Raw genomic sequence first — 19118 nt, 5'->3', positions numbered from 1 at the left:
TTGGAATTTAACACGTGAATCTAATATACAAATTTGTCCAATAAAAGAGTTTAGTATTCAGAAAAATAGACATAATAGTATAAGTCATGATTTTCTGAAAGGAGCGATTTTTTTGGATATAGTATTACAAGCGACTCGACGTGATAAAGGAGCTCGTTCTTCTTTAACGAAATTACGAAATGAAGGGAAATTACCAGCAGTAATCTACGGATATAATGTCGATACGATTCCTGTATCAATTGATTACAAGGATACTGCAAAAGCTGTCCAACAATATGGACGTACAGCAGTATTTAAAATTGATGTTGAAGGAAAACAATTAAACGCTATTTTAAATGAAGTACAAAGATGTGCACTAAAAGGGACAGTAAAACATGTAGATTTTTTATCCATTAATATGTCAGAAGAATTAGAAGTGGAAGTGCCGATTACTCCTATTGGCGAAGCAATCGGTGTAAAAGAAGGCGGCGTTTTAACTCAACCATTACGAGTATTAAAAATTAAAGTGAAACCGTCCGACATTCCAGAGTCAATTGACGTGGATATCTCCAATTTGGCAATGAATGATTCCATCTCTGTAGGGGGTATTCGTAGTAGTGTCCAATACGAAATATTAAATCAAGATGAAGAGACGGTAGTGACCGTTACACCTCCAGTAGTGGTTAATGATGATACAGCTGGACAAGGTGACGATGAAAATCAAGATATTAAAGCAACAGAAGCACCCGAATCAGAAAGTTAATCAAAAAATGTATGAGTTGATGCTCATACATTTTTATTTTGAAAACAAAAGGAAAATTACATAAACAAAACTTGTTTTTTCTTTTTCAACACAGCGTATGATAAAATAAGCTACGATTAGTGAAAAAAGGATGAGTCAATTATGAAATTAATTATTGGATTAGGGAATCCCGGGAAACAATATGAACATACACGACATAATATTGGCTTTGAATGCATTGATGCATTAGCTGAAAAATGGGATTCTCCGTTAAATCAATTAAAATTTAATGGAATGTATGCCATTGTTCATCGGCCTGAAGGGAAAGTCATTTTGTTAAAACCTTTAACATATATGAACTTATCAGGTGAATGTGTTCGCCCGTTAATGGATTATTTTGATATTGATATAGAAGACATCATTGTAATATATGATGATTTAGATTTAGAAACAGGAAAACTCCGGTTAAGACAAAAAGGTAGTGCTGGAGGCCATAACGGAATTAAATCGTTAATACAACATTTAGGATCACAAGAGTTTAATCGAATTCGAGTAGGGATTAACCGACCACCTGCTGGTATGAAAGTAACGGATTATGTATTAGCAAAATTTTCAAAAGAAGAGGATCCAATTATTGATGAAGCCGTTAATAAAACCGTCGCTGCAGTAGAATCATCACTATCCAAAAAATTTCTAGATGTGATGACTGAATTTAACGGTGCATAAATAGGCAAAATTAGGTCAATACTTTGAGTATTAGAAAGCGTATGCTTTTACATACTTAAAGGAGGACGATACTAATGCCTGTTCGTTATCGTTGTCGTCATTGTGAAACGGAAATTGGGACATTACCCTTTGATGCGGATGAAACTATACGTAAGTTGCATTTATTCGAAGTGGGAGAAGTAGACGATTATATTGAAAAAAATGAGCACGGTGATACAACAGTGCATTGTATTTGTGAACATTGTGAAGATTCATTGAGACAATTTCCCGATTATTACGCACTGAAAAAATGGTTGCAATAAAAGTAGTTTAAAACATAGAAAAACCATTTTTTGTATTACTGCAAATATGTGGGCGACTTATTTTATTAAAGTCACCCACTTTTTCCGCTTTGTTTATGAAAATAAAAATAAAGCGGTTATTTTACATGTAATTGATTAATGATTACATAAATTAAGTATGAATGATGGAAGGAGGTTTATGAATGAACGTATTTCATCAACTATTCTCTCAAGATAAACATATAAATAGTTTAATTAATCAAATTGGAGAAAAAAATTATGATTCTCAACTTATTACGGGCTTAACAGGAAGTGCAAGGCCAGTTTTTTTTCAATCAATATTCAAGGAAACGAATAAGCCTCTTTATATATTGTCGGCCAATCTTTTACAAGCTCAAAAATTAGTTGATGATTTATCCTCCTTAGTTGGGGAAGAGTTTGTTCATTATTATCCTGCAGATGAATTTATCGCAGCGGATATGACAATTGCATCGCCGGAATTGAAGGCGCAACGTATCGCAACCCTTGATCTATTAGTGAAGCAGGAGAAAGCAATATATGTCATTCCGATTGCTGGAATGCGAAAAATGATGACACCGGTACAACAGTGGAAAAATTATTATTTAGAAGCTGTAATAGGGAAAGATATCGAAATTGAAGAATGGCTATTACATTTGGTGACGATGGGATATACAAGAAGCCAAATGGTTACAACACCTGGTGAGTTTGCATTACGTGGAGGGATTTTAGATATTTATCCTCCATATGCAGAGTCGCCTATTCGTATTGAATTATTTGATACAGAAGTCGATTCAATCCGTACTTTTTCTGCAGACGATCAACGATCCATAGAAAAATTGGACTCCGTACGTATTTTACCGGCTTCAGAACTATTGTTAACAACAAGTCAACGGGCTGAATTAGCAGAAAGACTAGAGAACTCCTTAAGTAAAAGTTTGAAGAAAATAAAAAAACAAGAAACGCAAGAACTGTTATATCAAAATATCCAATATGATATTGAAATGCTACGACAAGGAAATATTCCTGATCATATTACGAAATATGGATCCCTTCTTTATGATGAACAAACTTTCCTAGGGGATTATTTTGCGAAGGATGGCATTGTTTTATTCGATGAGCTTGGACGAATTCAAGAAGTAATGGATGCATGGGAACGGGAGGAAGAAGAATGGTTTATTTCCCTAATAGAAGAAGGGAAAATTGTTCATGACGTTAAATCTTCCTTTTCTTTTAAAGAAGTTCATTCGATGTTAGACCAGCAAAAAATATACTTTGCTTTATTCGCTCGAACGTTTTCGGGTATTACCTTTAAAAAAACAACAAACTTTTCTTGTAAACCAATGCAACAATTCCACGGGCAAATAAGCCTTTTACAAAATGAAATAGAGCGATGGACACAAGAGAAATTTACAGTATTGTTTGTAGCAGATGGGAAAGAACGAATTAAAAAACTGCAAAGCATGTTGGAAGAATACAACATTCATAGTTTGCTAGGGGCGCCCACAGAACCAGGCATTTATTTAGTTGATGGGGTGTTAACTTCTGGTTTTGAATTGCCATTACAACGAATTGCGGTAGTAACCGATGATGAGCTGTTTAAACAACAGGAAAAAAGAAAGCCCCGTAGACCGCAAAAAATGTCTAATGCGGAACGGATTAAAAGCTATACCGAAATTAAACCTGGTGATTATGTCGTACATGTTCATCACGGTATAGGGAAATATATTGGTATTGAAACCCTTGAAGTAAATGGTACTCATAAAGATTATTTAAATATTCGCTATCGAGCAGATGATAAGTTATATGTGCCTGTTGAACAGATTGATTTAATTCAAAAATACGTTGCTTCTGAAGGGAAAGAACCGAAGCTTCATAAACTTGGTGGTGCCGAGTGGAAAAAAGCGAAGGCAAAAGTATCCTCTGCTGTTAAAGATATTGCGGATGATTTAATTAAACTTTATGCAAAACGGGAAGCAGAGAAGGGATATGCCTTTTCTCCTGATACAGATGAGCAGCGTGCTTTTGAAGACGCTTTCCCATATGAAGAAACAGAAGATCAATTACGTTCAATTCTCGAAGTAAAACGGGATATGGAACGGGAACGTCCAATGGATCGCCTTGTGTGTGGTGATGTTGGTTATGGTAAAACAGAAGTAGCTATTCGTGCAGCGTTTAAAGCAGTAATGGATGGGAAACAAGTGGCCTTTCTTGTACCGACAACAATTTTAGCCCAACAGCATTTTGAGACAATGCAGGAACGCTTTGAGGACTATGGGATTCATATTGGTCTATTAAGCCGTTTCCGTACGAAAAAACAACAAACGGAAACGTTAAAAGGTTTAAAAGACGGAACCGTTGATATTGTAATCGGTACGCATCGGGTATTATCGAAAGACGTTGTGTTCCGTGATTTAGGTTTATTAATTGTGGATGAAGAACAACGATTTGGGGTAACCCATAAAGAAAAAATTAAACAGTTGAAAACAAATGTTGATGTTTTAACATTAACTGCTACACCAATTCCACGTACATTACATATGTCGATGGTCGGGGTAAGGGATTTATCGGTTATCGAAACGCCACCACAAAATCGTTTCCCAGTTCAAACATATGTAATGGAATATAGCGGTGCCCTTGTGCGAGAAGCGATTGAAAGGGAAATGGCGCGCGGAGGACAAACGTTTTACCTTTATAATCGGGTAGAGGATATGACTCGAAAAGTGGAGGAAATCCAAATGCTTGTGCCAGATGCAAGGGTTGGATATGCCCACGGTAAGATGACGGAATCCCAATTGGAGTCCATCATTTTAAACTTCCTTGAAGGCGAATATGACGTACTTGTAACGACAACGATTATTGAAACGGGTGTAGATATGCCTAACGTCAATACACTGATTGTCCATGATGCAGATCGTATGGGTCTATCCCAGTTGTATCAATTACGTGGTCGAGTTGGTCGTTCAAATCGCATCGCTTACGCTTATTTCATGTATCAAAGAGATAAAGTGCTAACAGATGTAGCGGAGCAAAGATTGCAAGCTATAAAAGAATTTACAGAGCTTGGTTCTGGCTTTAAAATTGCGATGCGTGATTTATCGATTCGTGGCGCGGGAAATCTATTAGGATCACAACAACATGGGTTCATTGATTCGGTCGGATTTGATTTATATTCTCAAATGTTAGAAGAAGCAATAGCAGAGCGTCAAACTGGAGTAGTAAAAGAAGAAAGACCAGATGTAGAAATTATTTTACATGTGGATGCATATATTCCGGATCAATATATACCAGATGGCTATCAAAAAATTCAAATGTACAAACGTATAAAATCGATGGAACAAATAGAAGACTATACGGAAATAATGGATGAGATGTTAGATCGATTTGGTGATTTACCAGTAGAAACTGAAAAGTTATTACGTATTGCCCGTATGAAAGTGTGGGCAATAGAAGCTGGAATAACAGCTATTAAGGAAAAACAAAAAATGATTTCGATTTATTTTTCTGAAGAAGGAACAAAAAATGTGGATGGTAGTTACATCGTCTCTGAGTCAATGAAATTTGATCGAGCAGTTGGTTTTATCATGGACGGTGCCAAATTAACTTTGACGATTGATGAGAAAAAATGTGGAAGCTACCAACCTTTTGATGTTTTAGAACAAATGATTGAAATCGCTGCAAAATCTAAAAAAGAAACTGTCCAAAAATAGAAAAGCTTATTTATCTATATCGATATAGCAAAAACTTGTCCATGTTTTCCATTTTATTGCCCGACATTAGAATTTTATCCTCTTCATTCACTTTTTGCATACATTGACCAATTAATAACCATACTATCAATGTAAAGGAAATTTGATTCTGAAAGAGAGGCAATAAAGTATGAAAGCAACGGGAATTGTCCGTCGTATTGATGATTTAGGTCGCGTAGTTATTCCAAAGGAAATTCGTAGAACAATGCGTATTCGTGAAGGAGATCCTTTAGAAATTTACACAGACCGTGAAGGAGAAGTTATCTTAAAAAAATATTCACCAATAAATGATTTAAGTGAATTTGCAAAAGAATATGTTGAGTCATTATATGAAACGGTAGGTACACCTGCCTTAATTAGTGACAGAGATGAAATGATAGCAGTAGCTGGATTATCGAAAAAGGAATATACGAACCGTCGATTATCCGTATTCGCGGAAGACTTTATGAAGCAACGTTCTGTAGTTTTAGAAAAGACAGAAGCGACAATTGAACTTGTGCCAGGACAATATGAACAAGTGAAATCCTATTGTGTAGCACCTATTATTTCTAATGGGGATGCTATTGGCGCGGTTTATTTATTATCAAAAGTCCATTTTATAAGTGAAGTGGAACAAAAGGCTGCTGAAACAGCAGCAAACTTCCTTGCAAAACAAATGGAAAACTAATAAAGAAAAAAACGTCTCTAATGATATAGAGGCGTTTTTTTATGTTTTAAAAAACATGAAATATTTACGAAATAGTCGTATCTCTTGTAAATCGAGTTTGTTTCACATTTCATGTTATACTATTGGCATTGTTATGGAGGATAGGGTGAATATGGCAGATAATTTTGGCATGAAAGGATATATGAAGGGAGCGTTGCTATTAACGATTGCTGCCTTAATTGTTAAAGCATTAAGTGCAGTTTATCGGGTACCTTTTCAAAACTTAGTTGGAGATCAAGGGTTTTATATATACCAACAAGTCTATCCATTTATTTCTTTCTTTGTTGTTTGGGCATCTGGTGGTTTTGCCGTTGCCATTTCTAAAATGTTAGCAGACGCTGAATCAAGTATTCATCCAGTTGAAAGAAAAGGGTTTATCTCTCGAACAATCTTTTATTACTTAACACTGTTGTCTATCATTTTCTTTTGTTTATTATTTTTCGGAGCTAATATTTTATCGGAATTAATGGGTGATCTACAGTTGGCTCCACTTCTTAAAACGGGTTCTTTTGTGACACTCTTTATGCCGATGTTAGCTTTAATGAAAGGGCGTTTTCAGTCACAAGGTAAAATGGAGCCGGTTGCGTATGCACAAGTATTTGAACAATTTATTCGAGTCGCATTTATACTAGTCGGGGCAATCATTATTATGCATACAAATAAATCATTATATGCGGCTGGAAACGCGGCAGTTTTTGGAACAGTGATAGGTGAAATAGCAGCGGTTATTTTATTACTTTATTACAGTAAAAAAGTCCAAATTGTTCCGAAAAAATTAAAAAAAACAGAGCGAACTTGGCCAATACTGAAAGAAGTAACGATATTAAGCTTAAGTGTTAGCATGAGCAGTTTACTTCTACTTTGTTTTCAATTAATCGATTCCTTTACCGTTTTTTCTACTTTGCTCCATAATGGAATGGAATCTATTAAGGCAATGGAGATGAAGGGAATATACGACCGAGGACAGCCACTTGTTCAACTTGGGATTATTATCGCTTCTTCCCTTTCCCTTGCCATTGTCCCTTTAGTGGCACTCCAGTCAAAGAAAAAGGGCGGTAGAGGACCTAATCCGTTTATCCAGTTAACCTATCGCGCCTCTATTTTACTTGGAGTTGCCGCGTCTATTGGATTAGTAATTGTTATGCCTTATGTAAATCAAATGTTGTTTGAAACAAATGCATTATCCAATGTATTAATGGTATATGTTTTACAAATCGTCCCATTATCGGTCATATTACCGTTAACCGCGATTTTACAAGGAATGAATAAGCTGAAAATTCCAGCTCTAATATTAATTGGTGCAATACTTCTTAAGTATATAGGGAATTGTTATTTTATACCGAATTGGGATGTGTTAGGGGCGGCGATAGCAAGCAATATTGCATTATTTTTAAGCGCCGGATTACTTATGATTTATTTAAAACAATTAGTCCATAGTAAACTAGCAACTAAAGCATTCTACATAAAATTATGTATAGCAAGCGGTAGTATGATATTCGTTGTTGCTTTGGTGGATCAAGTGATCCAGGCAGTTATTCCTATTGTCACAGGTAGAATGGAATCAGTCATTATTGGGGGATGCTTAATTTGCATTGGAGCATTTGTTTATTTAACGATTGTGGCAAAGACGAAAATGCTAGCGGTAAAGGAATGGTTTTTATTGCCCTTTGGAAGAAAAATGGCTCGTTATCAGTTATTGTTAAATAAAAAGAAGTAGGTGAAAAGATGCATCAATTAACCATTATCGGCCTAGGAGCAGCTGAACTTGATCAGCTACAAATGGGTGTTTATAAAAAATTAAAAACAGTTGAAAAAATTTATGTTCGAACGATAGATCACCCAGTTATACAAGATTTACAGAAAGAGGGAATGGCGTTCATTAGTTTTGATGCTGTTTATGAAAAATATGATACATTTCAACCGGTTTATGAAGAGATTGCGGAACAATTAATTAGTGCTGTTAGTAAAGAACCTATTATGTATGCTGTCCCTGGACATCCGTTAGTGGCAGAACAAACAGTGCAATTATTAATTGAAGCGGAGAGACAAGGAAAAGTTCAATTGAACATAGAAGGTGGCCAAAGCTTCTTAGATCCAATTTTTGGTGCATTAAAAATTGATCCAATTGAAGGGTTTCAATTATTAGATGGGACGAGTTTTTCGATTCACGATGTCAACATGCGAGGACATGTGTTAATTGCCCAAGTTTACGATTCCTTTAGTGCTTCAGAAGTGAAGTTAACCCTTATGGAAAAATATCGTGATGATTATCCTGTTACAGTCGTAACCGCTGCAGGCTCTTCTTTAGAAAGTTTAACAACGGTTCCGTTATATGAATTGGATCAAGCGGTCGAAATAAATAATTTAACGACGATTTATGTACCACCGGTTGAAAATGATTTAGACGCGCTACGCGATTGGACGACATTTAGACGTATTATCGCTACGTTACGTGGTCCGAACGGTTGTCCTTGGGATCAAAAACAAACCCATGAAAGCTTAAAAAAATATTTATTAGAAGAAGCCCATGAGTTTTTAGCTGCCATAGATGAAGAGGACGATTTTGGAATGGTAGAGGAACTTGGTGACGTATTGTTACAAGTCTTTTTACATGCCCAAATCGGGGAAGATAATGGTTATTTTAATTTAGAGGAAGTATTGGAATCAATTAGTGAGAAAATGATTCGTAGACATCCTCACGTGTTCGGTGACGTCAACGTTGAAGATGCGGATGAAGTAGTTGCAAATTGGGACGCTATTAAAAAGAAAGAAAAGGGCGAGCAAAAGGAGTCACTATTAAAAGGTGAGTATCGTCCAACCTCTGCCTTACAAACATCTTATAACTATCAAAAGAAAGCGGCCTCTGTAGGTTTTGATTGGCCAAATGCAGAAGGAGCATGGGAAAAGTTTTTAGAGGAATGGAAAGAGTTCAAGGATGAAGTTGAAAAGGGTGCTCCTCAATCCCGTTTAGACGAATTTGGGGATGTGTTATTTACCCTTGTTAACATTGCCCGTTTTTACAAAATTTCACCAGAAGAAGCTATGAGTCATGCGAATGAGAAATTTCTTCGTAGATTTCAATATGTGGAACAAAAGGTATTAGAGAGCGGTAAAACCTTTGCTGATTTTACGTTACAACAATTAGATGAATTTTGGAATGAAGCAAAAACGTTAGAAAAAAAGGAGAACTAGTCGATGCGAATAGATAAATTTTTAAAAGTTTCTCGATTAATTAAAAGACGTACTTTAGCAAAAGAAGTAGCAGATCAAGGAAGAATTACAATCAATGGAAAAGTTGCAAAGGCAGGTAGCACGGTAAAAGTTGGAGACGAATTAACTATTCGATTTGGTCAAAAAGTTGTGACTGCCCGTGTTGAAGATTTGAGGGAAAATGTGCGTAAAGAAGATGCCCAAAACATGTTCACAATTCTTAAAGAAGAAAAACTTGATAAGATTGAACCTCAATTTATTGATGATGAAGAATAGATAATTTTCTTATTTGCTGACATTTCCTGTAAGAGAAAAAATAGTAAATTTCTAGAGCATGACAAAATTTATTGTCATGCTTCTTTTCTTTTTAGCATAAAGTGAACAGAACAATCACAATAACACTAAAAGGAGGAACGATATGACACTACATCAAGAAAGTAATCGTTACACAATGACATCTGGGGACCATCTTGTGACAGTGCGAAATCGAAAAAGAATGGACATGACTTCAGTTAAGGAAATTGAGCGTTTTGACCAAGAGGAATTTTATATTAGAACAGCACAAGGCCACTTATTAATCCGTGGCGAGGAATTACGAATTGTCCATTTAGACGTCGATAAAGGTTTACTGACTTTGGAAGGAAATGTAAAACTACTACAATATGATGATGAAGAAAATGGTTTATCAAAAGGCTTCCTCCATAAATTATTTGGATGACCATTAATGAACAAGTTGTTAGTATATTAATAATGGTAATTAGTGGCTTATTTGTAGGCGCAATAGTGGATTTTACACGCTATCTACTGAGCGCCTTAAGCCCGAAGTCTATTATAAGAAAAATGGGGTATGGAGTAGAGCTAATTGTATGGGCACTATTAGGTGCCCTGACATTTTATATTTTATTTATTATAAAGGGTGGAGAATGGCGTTTAGTCGACCCATTATCACAATTGCTAGGTATTTTTCTTTACGAATCTATTTTTCAGAGACCAATTCGTTTTATTGGACGAGTATTTATTATTCTTATAATTAAACCAATTGTTGCTATTATTCGATTCATTTATTCGATTATTACTGGTATTCTTAAACTAATTGTTCGTATTATTTTATTTATCTTAAAACCGTTTTACAAACTATATAATAAATTCCTAGAAAAACATTTACGAAAATTTTATACAAAAATTAGAAGGACTATCTTTAAAAAGAGTTGAATTAAAAGTATAATATAGAGTACAGAAATTTGAGGAGGTGACGGATATGGTGAAGCGTTATAATCGACAACGACAACAAAATAATGTTCGAACGCTTGAAAATGACTATGTCCGATCATCAGATAGCAAAGCCCAATATAAAAAAAGACAAAAAGTTCTTTTCCGTAGAAGGATGGTTGTATTTGGTTTACTTGCCACAGTGACGTTAGTGTTTTTAGTTAGTTCTTATATAACACAACATCACCGTTTAGAAGAGAAACAACAGCAAAAAGAAGAAATTGTTGCTAAGCTTGATACGGTTAAAGAACTGCAGGATATGCTTAAATTACAAATTGCCAAACTAGAAGATGATGAATATATTGCGAAATTAGCACGTAAAGAATATTTTTTATCTGATGATGGTGAAATTATTTTTACTATCCCGAATGAAGACAAAGATGATGGTGAAAAGGCTGACGGAAATAACAAATAATGGTTATGGATGTATAGTTCTTTCGTTTTAAGTTAAAAATAAAAGTGTTTTTGGGTCGATAGAAAAAGAGTTGTCTTGTTGACACTCTTTTTTTGTTGGCTATAATAAAAGAGAAACGTGAATTGATTTATTGCACGTAACACTAAATTTGATTTCGGGCTAAATAGCCGCTTAAATTTTAAGGAGGAGCATTTTTTTTATGTCAATTGAAGTAGGCAGCAAAGTACAAGGTAAAGTAACAGGAATCACAAATTTTGGAGCATTCGTTGAGCTGCCAGATGGCAAAACAGGCCTAGTTCACATTAGTGAAGTTGCTGATAACTATGTGAAAGATATCAACGAGCATCTTAAAGTTGGGGATGTTGTTGAAGTAAAAGTGATGAATGTTGAAGCGGATGGTAAAATTGGTTTATCAATCCGAAAAGCGAAGCCTCAAGCTGAAAAACCTGAACGTCCAAGTCGTCCACGACGTGATAATCGCTCAAACGATCGTCAAGGTCCATCAAAAGAAAGCTTCGAGCAAAAAATGGCACGATTTTTAAAAGATAGTGACGAGCGTCTTGCAACATTAAAACGTGCAACTGAATCAAAACGCGGTGGCCGTGGAGCTAGAAGAGGGTAGTTTGCTGTCTGTTTTAATCGTAGAAAAAGTGTAATATAGATTAAAGACTATTAGTGATAACAACGTCACTAATAGTCTTTTTTATTTTTAACTTTTGTTATGTAAATTTGACGCTACGAGCAAAGGTGCTCTTCGTTTATTTACTTTTTTCGTCTAATAAAGATTTTATTAATGCAAAAATCCCTACAACACAAAGGATTAATCCGCATAATAACATAGCGAGCTGAAGGATAACGTGTACTTTTAGAATGCTACCTAAAACGACTAAAATCGAGCCGGTTGAACATAAAAGAGCAAGCACCCATAATTTTTTTAACATAAAAATGGCCTCCAAAAAATCAATCAATCTTTTCCCTATGTTAGTGTACTCTTGTAATCGCTTGAAAGAAAGAGTTTCTCTACGATCGTTCAATATTCCGACAGTTATTTTGGAGTTGTTGTCTTACCAAAGATTACGTCGAACAATTTTAATTCTATTATTTCACTACTAGACAAATTTTACACAATCTCTTTTATATAATAGGCGCTAACACTATAAATTAAGGGAGATGTAAAAATGGCTAATATTGAAATGATCAATGAAAAATCTTCATGGCAAAATTTAACGGAGCGTTTCTCTATTAAAAAAGTAAATTTCTTTATTCATATTTTCTTTTTTTTGTTAGCGTTGTTTCTATCAAGAGCGGTAATGTTTGAAGCGGCCGTTCCGTTTTTATTACCTCTTTGGGCAATTGTGAAACAACGATACGAAAATGAAAAATGGACTGTGTTAATCGGAGGCTTACTCGGTGCATTTACGTTAAGTTTAGGACAAGCGCTAATTTTAGGATTGCAGCTCGTTTTGTATGAACTCATTACTCGATTTAAATTTTGGAAATTTCCGACGAGTGTATCGGTTGGGTTAGCAATCTTTTTTGGACAATTTATTTGGCAAGGCGTTGTCCACCTTGGTATACCACCTTTAATTGTTCAACTTTATATTTATTATGAAGTTATTTTAGCTTTTTTAATGACTATTTTTGTAAAGCTCTTTTTTGTCCAACCTCACCGCTTTTGGACGATTGGTTGGAGCTATGAGCGAGTAGGAGCTGGCCTTGTAATCTTGGCGATGGTTTTAACCGGTGTTCAATCGGTTGTCGTTTCTTATTTTGGATTGTATCCGTTTTTACTACATTTAGCTATTTGTATTGCTGCTTTCGCAGGGGGGGTTCCTATTGCAGCCATGGTGGCAACTATCGTCGGAGCCCTAGTAGGAATAGCGAAGCTCTCCTTTACTGGAATGATATCGGTTTATGCAATGACCGGTGTTGTAGCAGGTTTGTTTAGTGGTCTTGGACGAATAGGCGTTGTAATAGGAAGTTTAATACCAAGTATATTCTTTTTCTTTTACGATGCCACCTTACCACTTGATACGGTCTACTTTGTTTCCATTGCGGTTGTCGGGATTGTGTTTTTCGCACTCCCTCAAAGTATGTTTACATTTTTACATGATATGATTCATCCTAAACGAGATGAAGTATTACTCCAGCGACAACAATGGCTCACTGAACATACGAGTGAAAAATTAGAGTCCTTTCAAAACTTTGTTTTATTTATGAAGGAGTTAGTATTTGACCGATTTACTTCCACTGAAACAATAAGTGAAGCACGAAAAATTGAACCGTGTGCGACTTGTATGAGCTGTTTTCGTTACGATCGCTGCTGGGGAGAGAGCAATTCAATGGAACCGTTGATTGAAGATTGGTTCGTTGCAAAGTCTGGAATAAAAGAATCAGAACAAATGATGGCAGAAGAGCGAATTAAGCTTAAATGTATAAAGTCTACAAAATTGTTGGAAGAGTTAGATCATCAATTATATAACGATAAAATGAATGGTCAATTTTATCATGGGAAGAAAATGATTGCCCTTCAATTAAGGGATTTAAGCAATCATTTAAATAAATTAATGGAAGATATGAAGGACGAAACATTATCTTTCAAAACAATTGAAGAGGAATTAGAATACCAACTAAAAAGAGCACAAGTTCATTGCTTCCAAATTGATGTGTTAAATAATACAGTTGGTGAGCGAGTTGTTATTTGTTCCTTTGCCAATAAAAATAAAACCCACGAGGATCAATATTTACTATGTGAGAGAATTATTTTGCCTATTTTATATGATGTATTTTCAGAGCCGTTTCAAGTTGAAAAAATATCAGATCAAAAAGTACCATTTGCCCACGTACAAATACGTTTTCGTTCAGCGGTTCGCTATGAAATAGAGTATGATATATATAGTAGAGCTAAAAATTCTGCTTGGGTATCCGGCGACACCCATGCCATTTTCCATATTCACCCTGGACTTGTAGCTGTTATGTTATCTGATGGTATGGGGCAAAGTAGGGAGGCGCAGCGTGAAAGCAGACGATTAGTCCGTTTAATGAGAGAATGTTTAAGCTATAATATGAATCCAGAGACGGCCATGCATACGTTGCATTATGTCATGTCTTTGAATAGAGAAGTCGATATGTATGCAACGATTGACTTTGCCCTTGTGGACTTACAAAAGGGTGCATTATGGTCATGGAAAGCGGGCAGTATGTCTACCTACATTTTACGTGGAGAGAGGTTATTAAAGGTAGATGGGGCAGCAGCACCCGTTGGATTTATGCCTGTGTTTTCAATTGAAACTGAGAAAGTCAATTTATTAGCCGATGATTTTGTTGTGATGGTATCGGACGGTGTCTTTTCTAGTGAGTTTGATTGGGAGGAACAAGAAAAATATTTAGTTAACTTATTAAAATCTCGTATTCAAAATGAAATACCGATTGAAGCTATTTTGTATGATGTAATGGAGGAGTTTGGGAATTTATATCCAGTAGATGATGATTGTACGGTGATTATGTTCTCAGTTTCCCATGTAGTTCCGAAGTGGGCTGTATTTAGCCCTTTAAGTAAAGGAATATCATGAAACAGTTAAGTAAGATTATAGAGAGGTGAGAAGATGTGTCGTTCGAATTAAAAGTACAAAAATATATAAATGAACAACAATTAGTAAAAAAAGGAGACCGTCTTCTCATTGCTTGCTCTGGTGGCATTGACTCAATGGGGTTAGTACATTTTTTTAAGAAGTTTCAACATAATTTAGAAATTGAATTATTTGTTGCCCATGTAGACCATATGCTTAGAGGAGAGACATCTGCAGAAGATCGATTATTTGTAGAACAGTTTTGCCATCAACATAATATTCCTATTTTTAGTACCGCAATTCCGATTCCACAATTACTACAGGAAGAGGGGGGCAACTCCCAGACCATTTGCCGTAGAGAGCGTTATGCGTTTTTTGAAGAGATGATGAAAACCCATCAAATCAATAAACTAGTAACCGCACACCATGCAGACGATCAATTGGAATCAATTTTAATGGCTTTAACTAAATCCGGTAACATAAGTAGTATGAAGGGAATTTATTCTAAAAGGGATTTTTCCTTTGGAACAATTATTCGCCCTTTTTTAGCGGTTACAAAAGAAGAAATAAGGGAATATTTAGAAGGGAATGGAGGGTCTTACAGAGAAGATGCAAGCAATGAGAAGGACGATTATACTCGTAATCGCTTCCGCCACCATATTGTACCGTTATTGAAAAAGGAAAATGTGCATGTTTCTTCCCACGCAGTCCACTTTGCTGAAACTTTACAGCAAGATGATGAATTATTAAACCGTTTAGCGTTAGAGCGTTTCCCCCATATTGTAAATCAAAAAGACAATCAGATATACACATTATCTGTTCCCTTGCTACAGAAAGAACCAGTTGCTTTACAAAGAAGAATCATTTTAATACTATTAAACTATATTTATAATAATTCTAATTTTACCCAAGGGCTTACAATGGCGTCCTCTATTTTAAATTTATGCAAATCAACAGATGGTAGTGCAAAGGTTGACTTACCGGAGCAAATTATCGCAAATCGTAAATACGATGAAGTTGTATTTGAAAAATTAAGTGAAAAAATAAATGTAAATGACAACATTCAACAAGTTGTCATGAATCAATGGATCCAACTGCAAAATGGCATTCGATTATACATAGGAGAAGCCTCAAAAGTAGTACACACTCCGGAGAATAACTCCACTACGTATTACTTCAGTTCGGAATTGATTAGTACACCGCTTTATATAAGAACTAGAAAAAGCGGAGATCGTATTTTGTTAAAAGGTATGGAACAACAAAAAAGATTATCTCGACTCTTTATTGATGAGAAAATACCTTTGGAAGATCGAGAACAATGGCCAGTACTTGTCGATGCGAACGATGAGGTACTTGCCGTTATTGGTGTTCGGGTTAGTAAAAAACTATCGACAAGAAAACAAATCGTGGATGATTTTATCCTTATTGTTGAAAGAAAATAGTAACGATTTTTTACTTAATTAAGGTATTATTAAATAGAACGATTTTCATTAATTTTTGGGTATAAAGTTAAACAAAAACGATTAAAGTTTTGAACAGATGAACAGATTTTATTAAGGAATGTGCAATAAATCATTTTATTGCTTTAGGTGTTTGAACAATTCAAGGAGGAACCACCCATGATTCAAAATGATATTGAAAAAATTATAATTTCAGAAGAACAAATTCAAGAAAGAATTGCTGAACTAGGAGCTCAGTTAACAGAAGAGTATAAGGAACAGTTCCCGTTAGCAATCGGTGTTTTAAAAGGTGCAATGCCTTTTATGACAGATTTAATGAAGCGTTTTGAATCATATGTAGAGATGGATTTTATGGATGTATCTAGCTACGGAAATGCGACGGTATCTTCTGGGGAAGTAAAAATCTTAAAGGACTTAAATACAAGTGTTGAAGGTCGTGATGTCATTATTATTGAAGATATTATCGATAGCGGCTTAACTTTAAGCTATTTAGTAGATTTATTCAAATATCGTAAAGCAAAGTCGATAAAAATCGTTACGCTTTTAGATAAACCATCTGGACGTAAAGTGGACTTGAAAGCGGATATAGTTGGTTTTGAAGTTCCAGATGGATTTGTTGTTGGATACGGTTTAGATTACGCAGAAAAATATCGTAACTTACCATACATCGGTATCTTAAAAAGAGAAGTTTACTCATTCTAATAGAGATTTGTAGAATTTTCGACAAAAAATGTAAATAACGCATTTTACCGGTGCTTTTCGTTGTATGATGAAATAATGATATGATAAGATTTTACTTATAGTTTTTCTGTTATGTTGTGAGGAGGCTGGGGATGAATCGAATATTTCGATACACCATATTTTATTTATTAATTTTTCTCGTAATAATCGGTATTTTCGGTACTTTTAATGGAGGTAATACACCTTCTAAAGAATTAACTTATCATGAGTTTTTAAATGCGTTGGATACAGGTAAAATTGAATCTGCAACTATTCAACCTGATGCAGGAGTGCTTGTAGTAGAAGGATCTTTAACAGGAGCAAAAGATGGTGAAACATTTACTGTTAATCTTCCACAAGATAATCAAGCTTTAATGACAAAATTAACAGATGCTGTTGAAAATGATCCAGATATCAAATTTTTACCAGCACCTGAAACGAGTGGTTGGGTACAGTTCTTTACCGGGATTATTCCATTCGTAATTATTATCATTTTATTCTTCTTCCTATTGAGTCAATCTCAAGGTGGCGGTAATAAAGTGATGAACTTCGGTAAAAGTAAAGCGAAATTATATGATTCCGAAAAGAAAAAAGTACGCTTCAATGATGTTGCTGGTGCAGATGAAGAAAAAGCTGAACTAGTGGAAGTAGTTGATTTCTTAAAGGATCATCGTAAATTTACTGAAATGGGTGCGCGTATTCCGAAAGGGATATTATTAGTTGGTCCTCCGGGAACAGGTAAAACGTTACTTGCCCGTGCTGTAGCAGGTGAGGCTGGCGTTCCTTTCTTCTCAATTTCAGGTTCTGACTTTGTAGAAATGTTCGTTGGTGTCGGTGCGAGCCGTGTTCGTGACTTATTTGAAAACGCTAAGAAAAATGCACCATGTATTATCTTTATTGATGAAATTGATGCAGTTGGTCGTCAACGTGGAGCTGGTCTTGGTGGCGGTCATGATGAGCGTGAACAAACGTTAAACCAATTACTTGTTGAAATGGACGGTTTCGGCGTAAATGAAGGGATTATCATTATTGCTGCTACAAACCGACCAGATATTTTAGACCCAGCGTTACTTCGTCCAGGACGTTTTGACCGTCAAATTACGGTTGGTCGTCCAGATGTTAAGGGACGTGAAGCGATTTTAAAAGTACACGCACGTAACAAACCATTACGTGATGATGTAGATCTTAAAGCGATTGCTCAACGTACACCTGGTTTTTCAGGAGCCGATTTAGAAAACTTATTAAACGAAGCGGCACTTGTTGCAACTCGTCGTAATAAGAGGAAAATTGATATGGCTGATATCGATGAAGCTACTGACCGCGTTATAGCAGGTCCTGCTAAATCAAGCCGTGTCATTTCTGAAAAAGAACGCAAAATCGTTGCCTTCCATGAAGCTGGTCACGTAGTTGTTGGATTAACTCTTGATCAAGCAGAAAAAGTGCATAAAGTAACAATTGTACCTCGTGGTCAAGCTGGTGGTTATGCAGTAATGCTTCCAAAAGAAGATCGTTACTTTATGACAAAACCGGAGCTTTTAGATAAAATTGCTGGACTACTTGGTGGTCGTGTTGCAGAAGATATTACTTTCGGGGAAGTATCGACAGGGGCACATAATGACTTCCAACGTGCTACAGGTATTGCTCGTTCTATGGTTACAGAATATGGTATGAGTGATAAACTAGGACCGATGCAGTTTGGCTCAAGCCAAGGTGGAAATGTATTCTTAGGTCGTGACTTTAATTCTGAACAAAATTATTCAGACTCTATTGCTTACGAAATTGATAAAGAAATGCAATCCATTATTGTTGAGCAATATGAACGTACAAAACAAATTCTAACGGAAAAACGCGATTTATTAACTTTAATTGCAGAGACATTACTCGAAGTAGAAACTTTAGATGCTCAACAAATCGAGCACTTACGAGATCACGGAACTTTACCGGAGCGTAAAAGTTATTCTAACGTAGATAATGAAAATGCAACGAATGAAGATACACAAGTTGTTTCTACTGATGAAGCTGGTACTACAGAAGCAGCAGTTGAAACATCAGGTTCAACTTCGTTAGAAAAACAAATTGTTGGTGAAACGACAGATCCGACAGTTTCAGATTTACCAAAGGAAGATAGTTCTTCTAAACCAGCTGATGGTATTCAAGAAGATCGTAATAAATAATATATGTACGTTTCCGAAAGGAAAATGATGTATAACTGGATGGGTAGCTAGGTTGCTGCTCATTCAGTTTTTTATACATTGCTTTCTCGTCTAAAAAAAT

17 protein-coding genes are annotated in these 19118 nt (G+C 35.6%); 16 read left to right on the top strand and 1 reads right to left on the bottom strand.

Annotated elements, in window-relative coordinates:
* Nucleotides 1–112: 112 nt before the first annotated feature.
* The 12 genes from EC501_RS10665 to EC501_RS10610 all read left to right on the top strand — a co-directional run bounded on the left by EC501_RS10665 (nucleotide 113) and on the right by EC501_RS10610 (nucleotide 11717).
* A complete protein-coding gene (locus EC501_RS10665; protein ID WP_122972282.1) occupies nucleotides 113–742 on the top strand; it encodes a 50S ribosomal protein L25/general stress protein Ctc in 630 nt (209 codons plus the stop codon).
* 141 nt (nucleotides 743–883) lie between these two features.
* Nucleotides 884–1447, top strand: coding sequence for an aminoacyl-tRNA hydrolase (gene pth, locus EC501_RS10660; RefSeq protein WP_122972281.1), 564 nt, complete (start codon nucleotides 884–886; stop codon nucleotides 1445–1447).
* Nucleotides 1448–1521: 74 nt separating this feature from the next.
* A complete protein-coding gene (locus tag EC501_RS10655; RefSeq protein ID WP_122972280.1) occupies nucleotides 1522–1749 on the top strand; it encodes an anti-sigma-F factor Fin in 228 nt (75 codons plus the stop codon).
* A gap of 182 nt (nucleotides 1750–1931) precedes the next feature.
* Nucleotides 1932–5456: a transcription-repair coupling factor gene (gene mfd, locus EC501_RS10650; protein WP_122972279.1), complete on the top strand. Its 3525-nt coding sequence runs from the start codon at nucleotides 1932–1934 to the stop codon at nucleotides 5454–5456.
* 169 nt (nucleotides 5457–5625) lie between these two features.
* Nucleotides 5626–6162: a stage V sporulation protein T gene (spoVT, locus tag EC501_RS10645; RefSeq protein WP_122972278.1), complete on the top strand. Its 537-nt coding sequence runs from the start codon at nucleotides 5626–5628 to the stop codon at nucleotides 6160–6162.
* 151 nt (nucleotides 6163–6313) lie between these two features.
* Entirely contained in the window at nucleotides 6314–7918 is a 1605-nt protein-coding gene (locus EC501_RS10640) for a putative polysaccharide biosynthesis protein (RefSeq protein WP_122972277.1), read from the top strand.
* Nucleotides 7919–7926: 8 nt separating this feature from the next.
* Nucleotides 7927–9393: a bifunctional methyltransferase/pyrophosphohydrolase YabN gene (gene yabN, locus EC501_RS10635; RefSeq protein ID WP_122972276.1), complete on the top strand. Its 1467-nt coding sequence runs from the start codon at nucleotides 7927–7929 to the stop codon at nucleotides 9391–9393.
* Nucleotides 9394–9396: 3 nt separating this feature from the next.
* Nucleotides 9397–9687 (top strand): RNA-binding S4 domain-containing protein, encoded by a 291-nt coding sequence (locus EC501_RS10630; protein ID WP_122972275.1) that lies wholly within the window; start codon nucleotides 9397–9399, stop codon nucleotides 9685–9687.
* A gap of 142 nt (nucleotides 9688–9829) precedes the next feature.
* Nucleotides 9830–10129, top strand: a complete 300-nt coding sequence (gene yabP / locus EC501_RS10625; protein WP_122972274.1) for a sporulation protein YabP — start codon at nucleotides 9830–9832, stop codon at nucleotides 10127–10129.
* Nucleotides 10126–10623, top strand: coding sequence for a spore cortex biosynthesis protein YabQ (gene yabQ, locus EC501_RS10620; protein ID WP_122972273.1), 498 nt, complete (start codon nucleotides 10126–10128; stop codon nucleotides 10621–10623). The genes yabP and yabQ overlap by 4 nt, the downstream gene beginning before the upstream one ends.
* 46 nt (nucleotides 10624–10669) lie before the next feature.
* A complete protein-coding gene (locus tag EC501_RS10615) occupies nucleotides 10670–11095 on the top strand; it encodes an FtsB family cell division protein (RefSeq protein WP_122972272.1) in 426 nt (141 codons plus the stop codon).
* 199 nt (nucleotides 11096–11294) lie between these two features.
* Nucleotides 11295–11717 carry a S1 domain-containing RNA-binding protein gene (locus EC501_RS10610; RefSeq protein WP_122972271.1) on the top strand — a complete coding sequence of 141 codons (423 nt, stop codon included), beginning with the start codon at nucleotides 11295–11297 and terminating at the stop codon, nucleotides 11715–11717.
* Between the two features lie 136 nt (nucleotides 11718–11853).
* Here the strand turns inward: EC501_RS10610 and EC501_RS10605 are convergent, their stop codons facing one another.
* Entirely contained in the window at nucleotides 11854–12036 is a 183-nt protein-coding gene (locus tag EC501_RS10605; protein WP_122972270.1) for a hypothetical protein, read from the bottom strand.
* A gap of 237 nt (nucleotides 12037–12273) precedes the next feature.
* Here EC501_RS10605 and EC501_RS10600 point away from each other — a divergent pair, with 237 nt between their 5' ends.
* From EC501_RS10600 to ftsH, 4 genes are all read left to right on the top strand, one after another.
* Complete coding sequence (locus EC501_RS10600; protein WP_122972269.1) at nucleotides 12274–14667, top strand: SpoIIE family protein phosphatase; 2394 nt, start codon at nucleotides 12274–12276, stop codon at nucleotides 14665–14667.
* Between the two features lie 35 nt (nucleotides 14668–14702).
* Complete coding sequence (tilS, locus tag EC501_RS10595; protein WP_122972268.1) at nucleotides 14703–16106, top strand: tRNA lysidine(34) synthetase TilS; 1404 nt, start codon at nucleotides 14703–14705, stop codon at nucleotides 16104–16106.
* Nucleotides 16107–16283: 177 nt separating this feature from the next.
* Nucleotides 16284–16826 (top strand): hypoxanthine phosphoribosyltransferase, encoded by a 543-nt coding sequence (gene hpt, locus EC501_RS10590; RefSeq protein ID WP_122972267.1) that lies wholly within the window; start codon nucleotides 16284–16286, stop codon nucleotides 16824–16826.
* A 131-nt stretch (nucleotides 16827–16957) separates the two neighbouring features.
* Entirely contained in the window at nucleotides 16958–19018 is a 2061-nt protein-coding gene (gene ftsH / locus EC501_RS10585; RefSeq protein WP_122972266.1) for an ATP-dependent zinc metalloprotease FtsH, read from the top strand.
* Nucleotides 19019–19118 lie beyond the last annotated feature (100 nt).

This window comes from Lysinibacillus halotolerans (assembly GCF_003711845.1).
Taxonomy (GTDB): domain Bacteria; phylum Bacillota; class Bacilli; order Bacillales_A; family Planococcaceae; genus Ureibacillus; species Ureibacillus halotolerans.
Note: the sequence above shows the minus strand (reverse complement) of the source record. Positions and strands in the feature narration are given on the sequence as shown.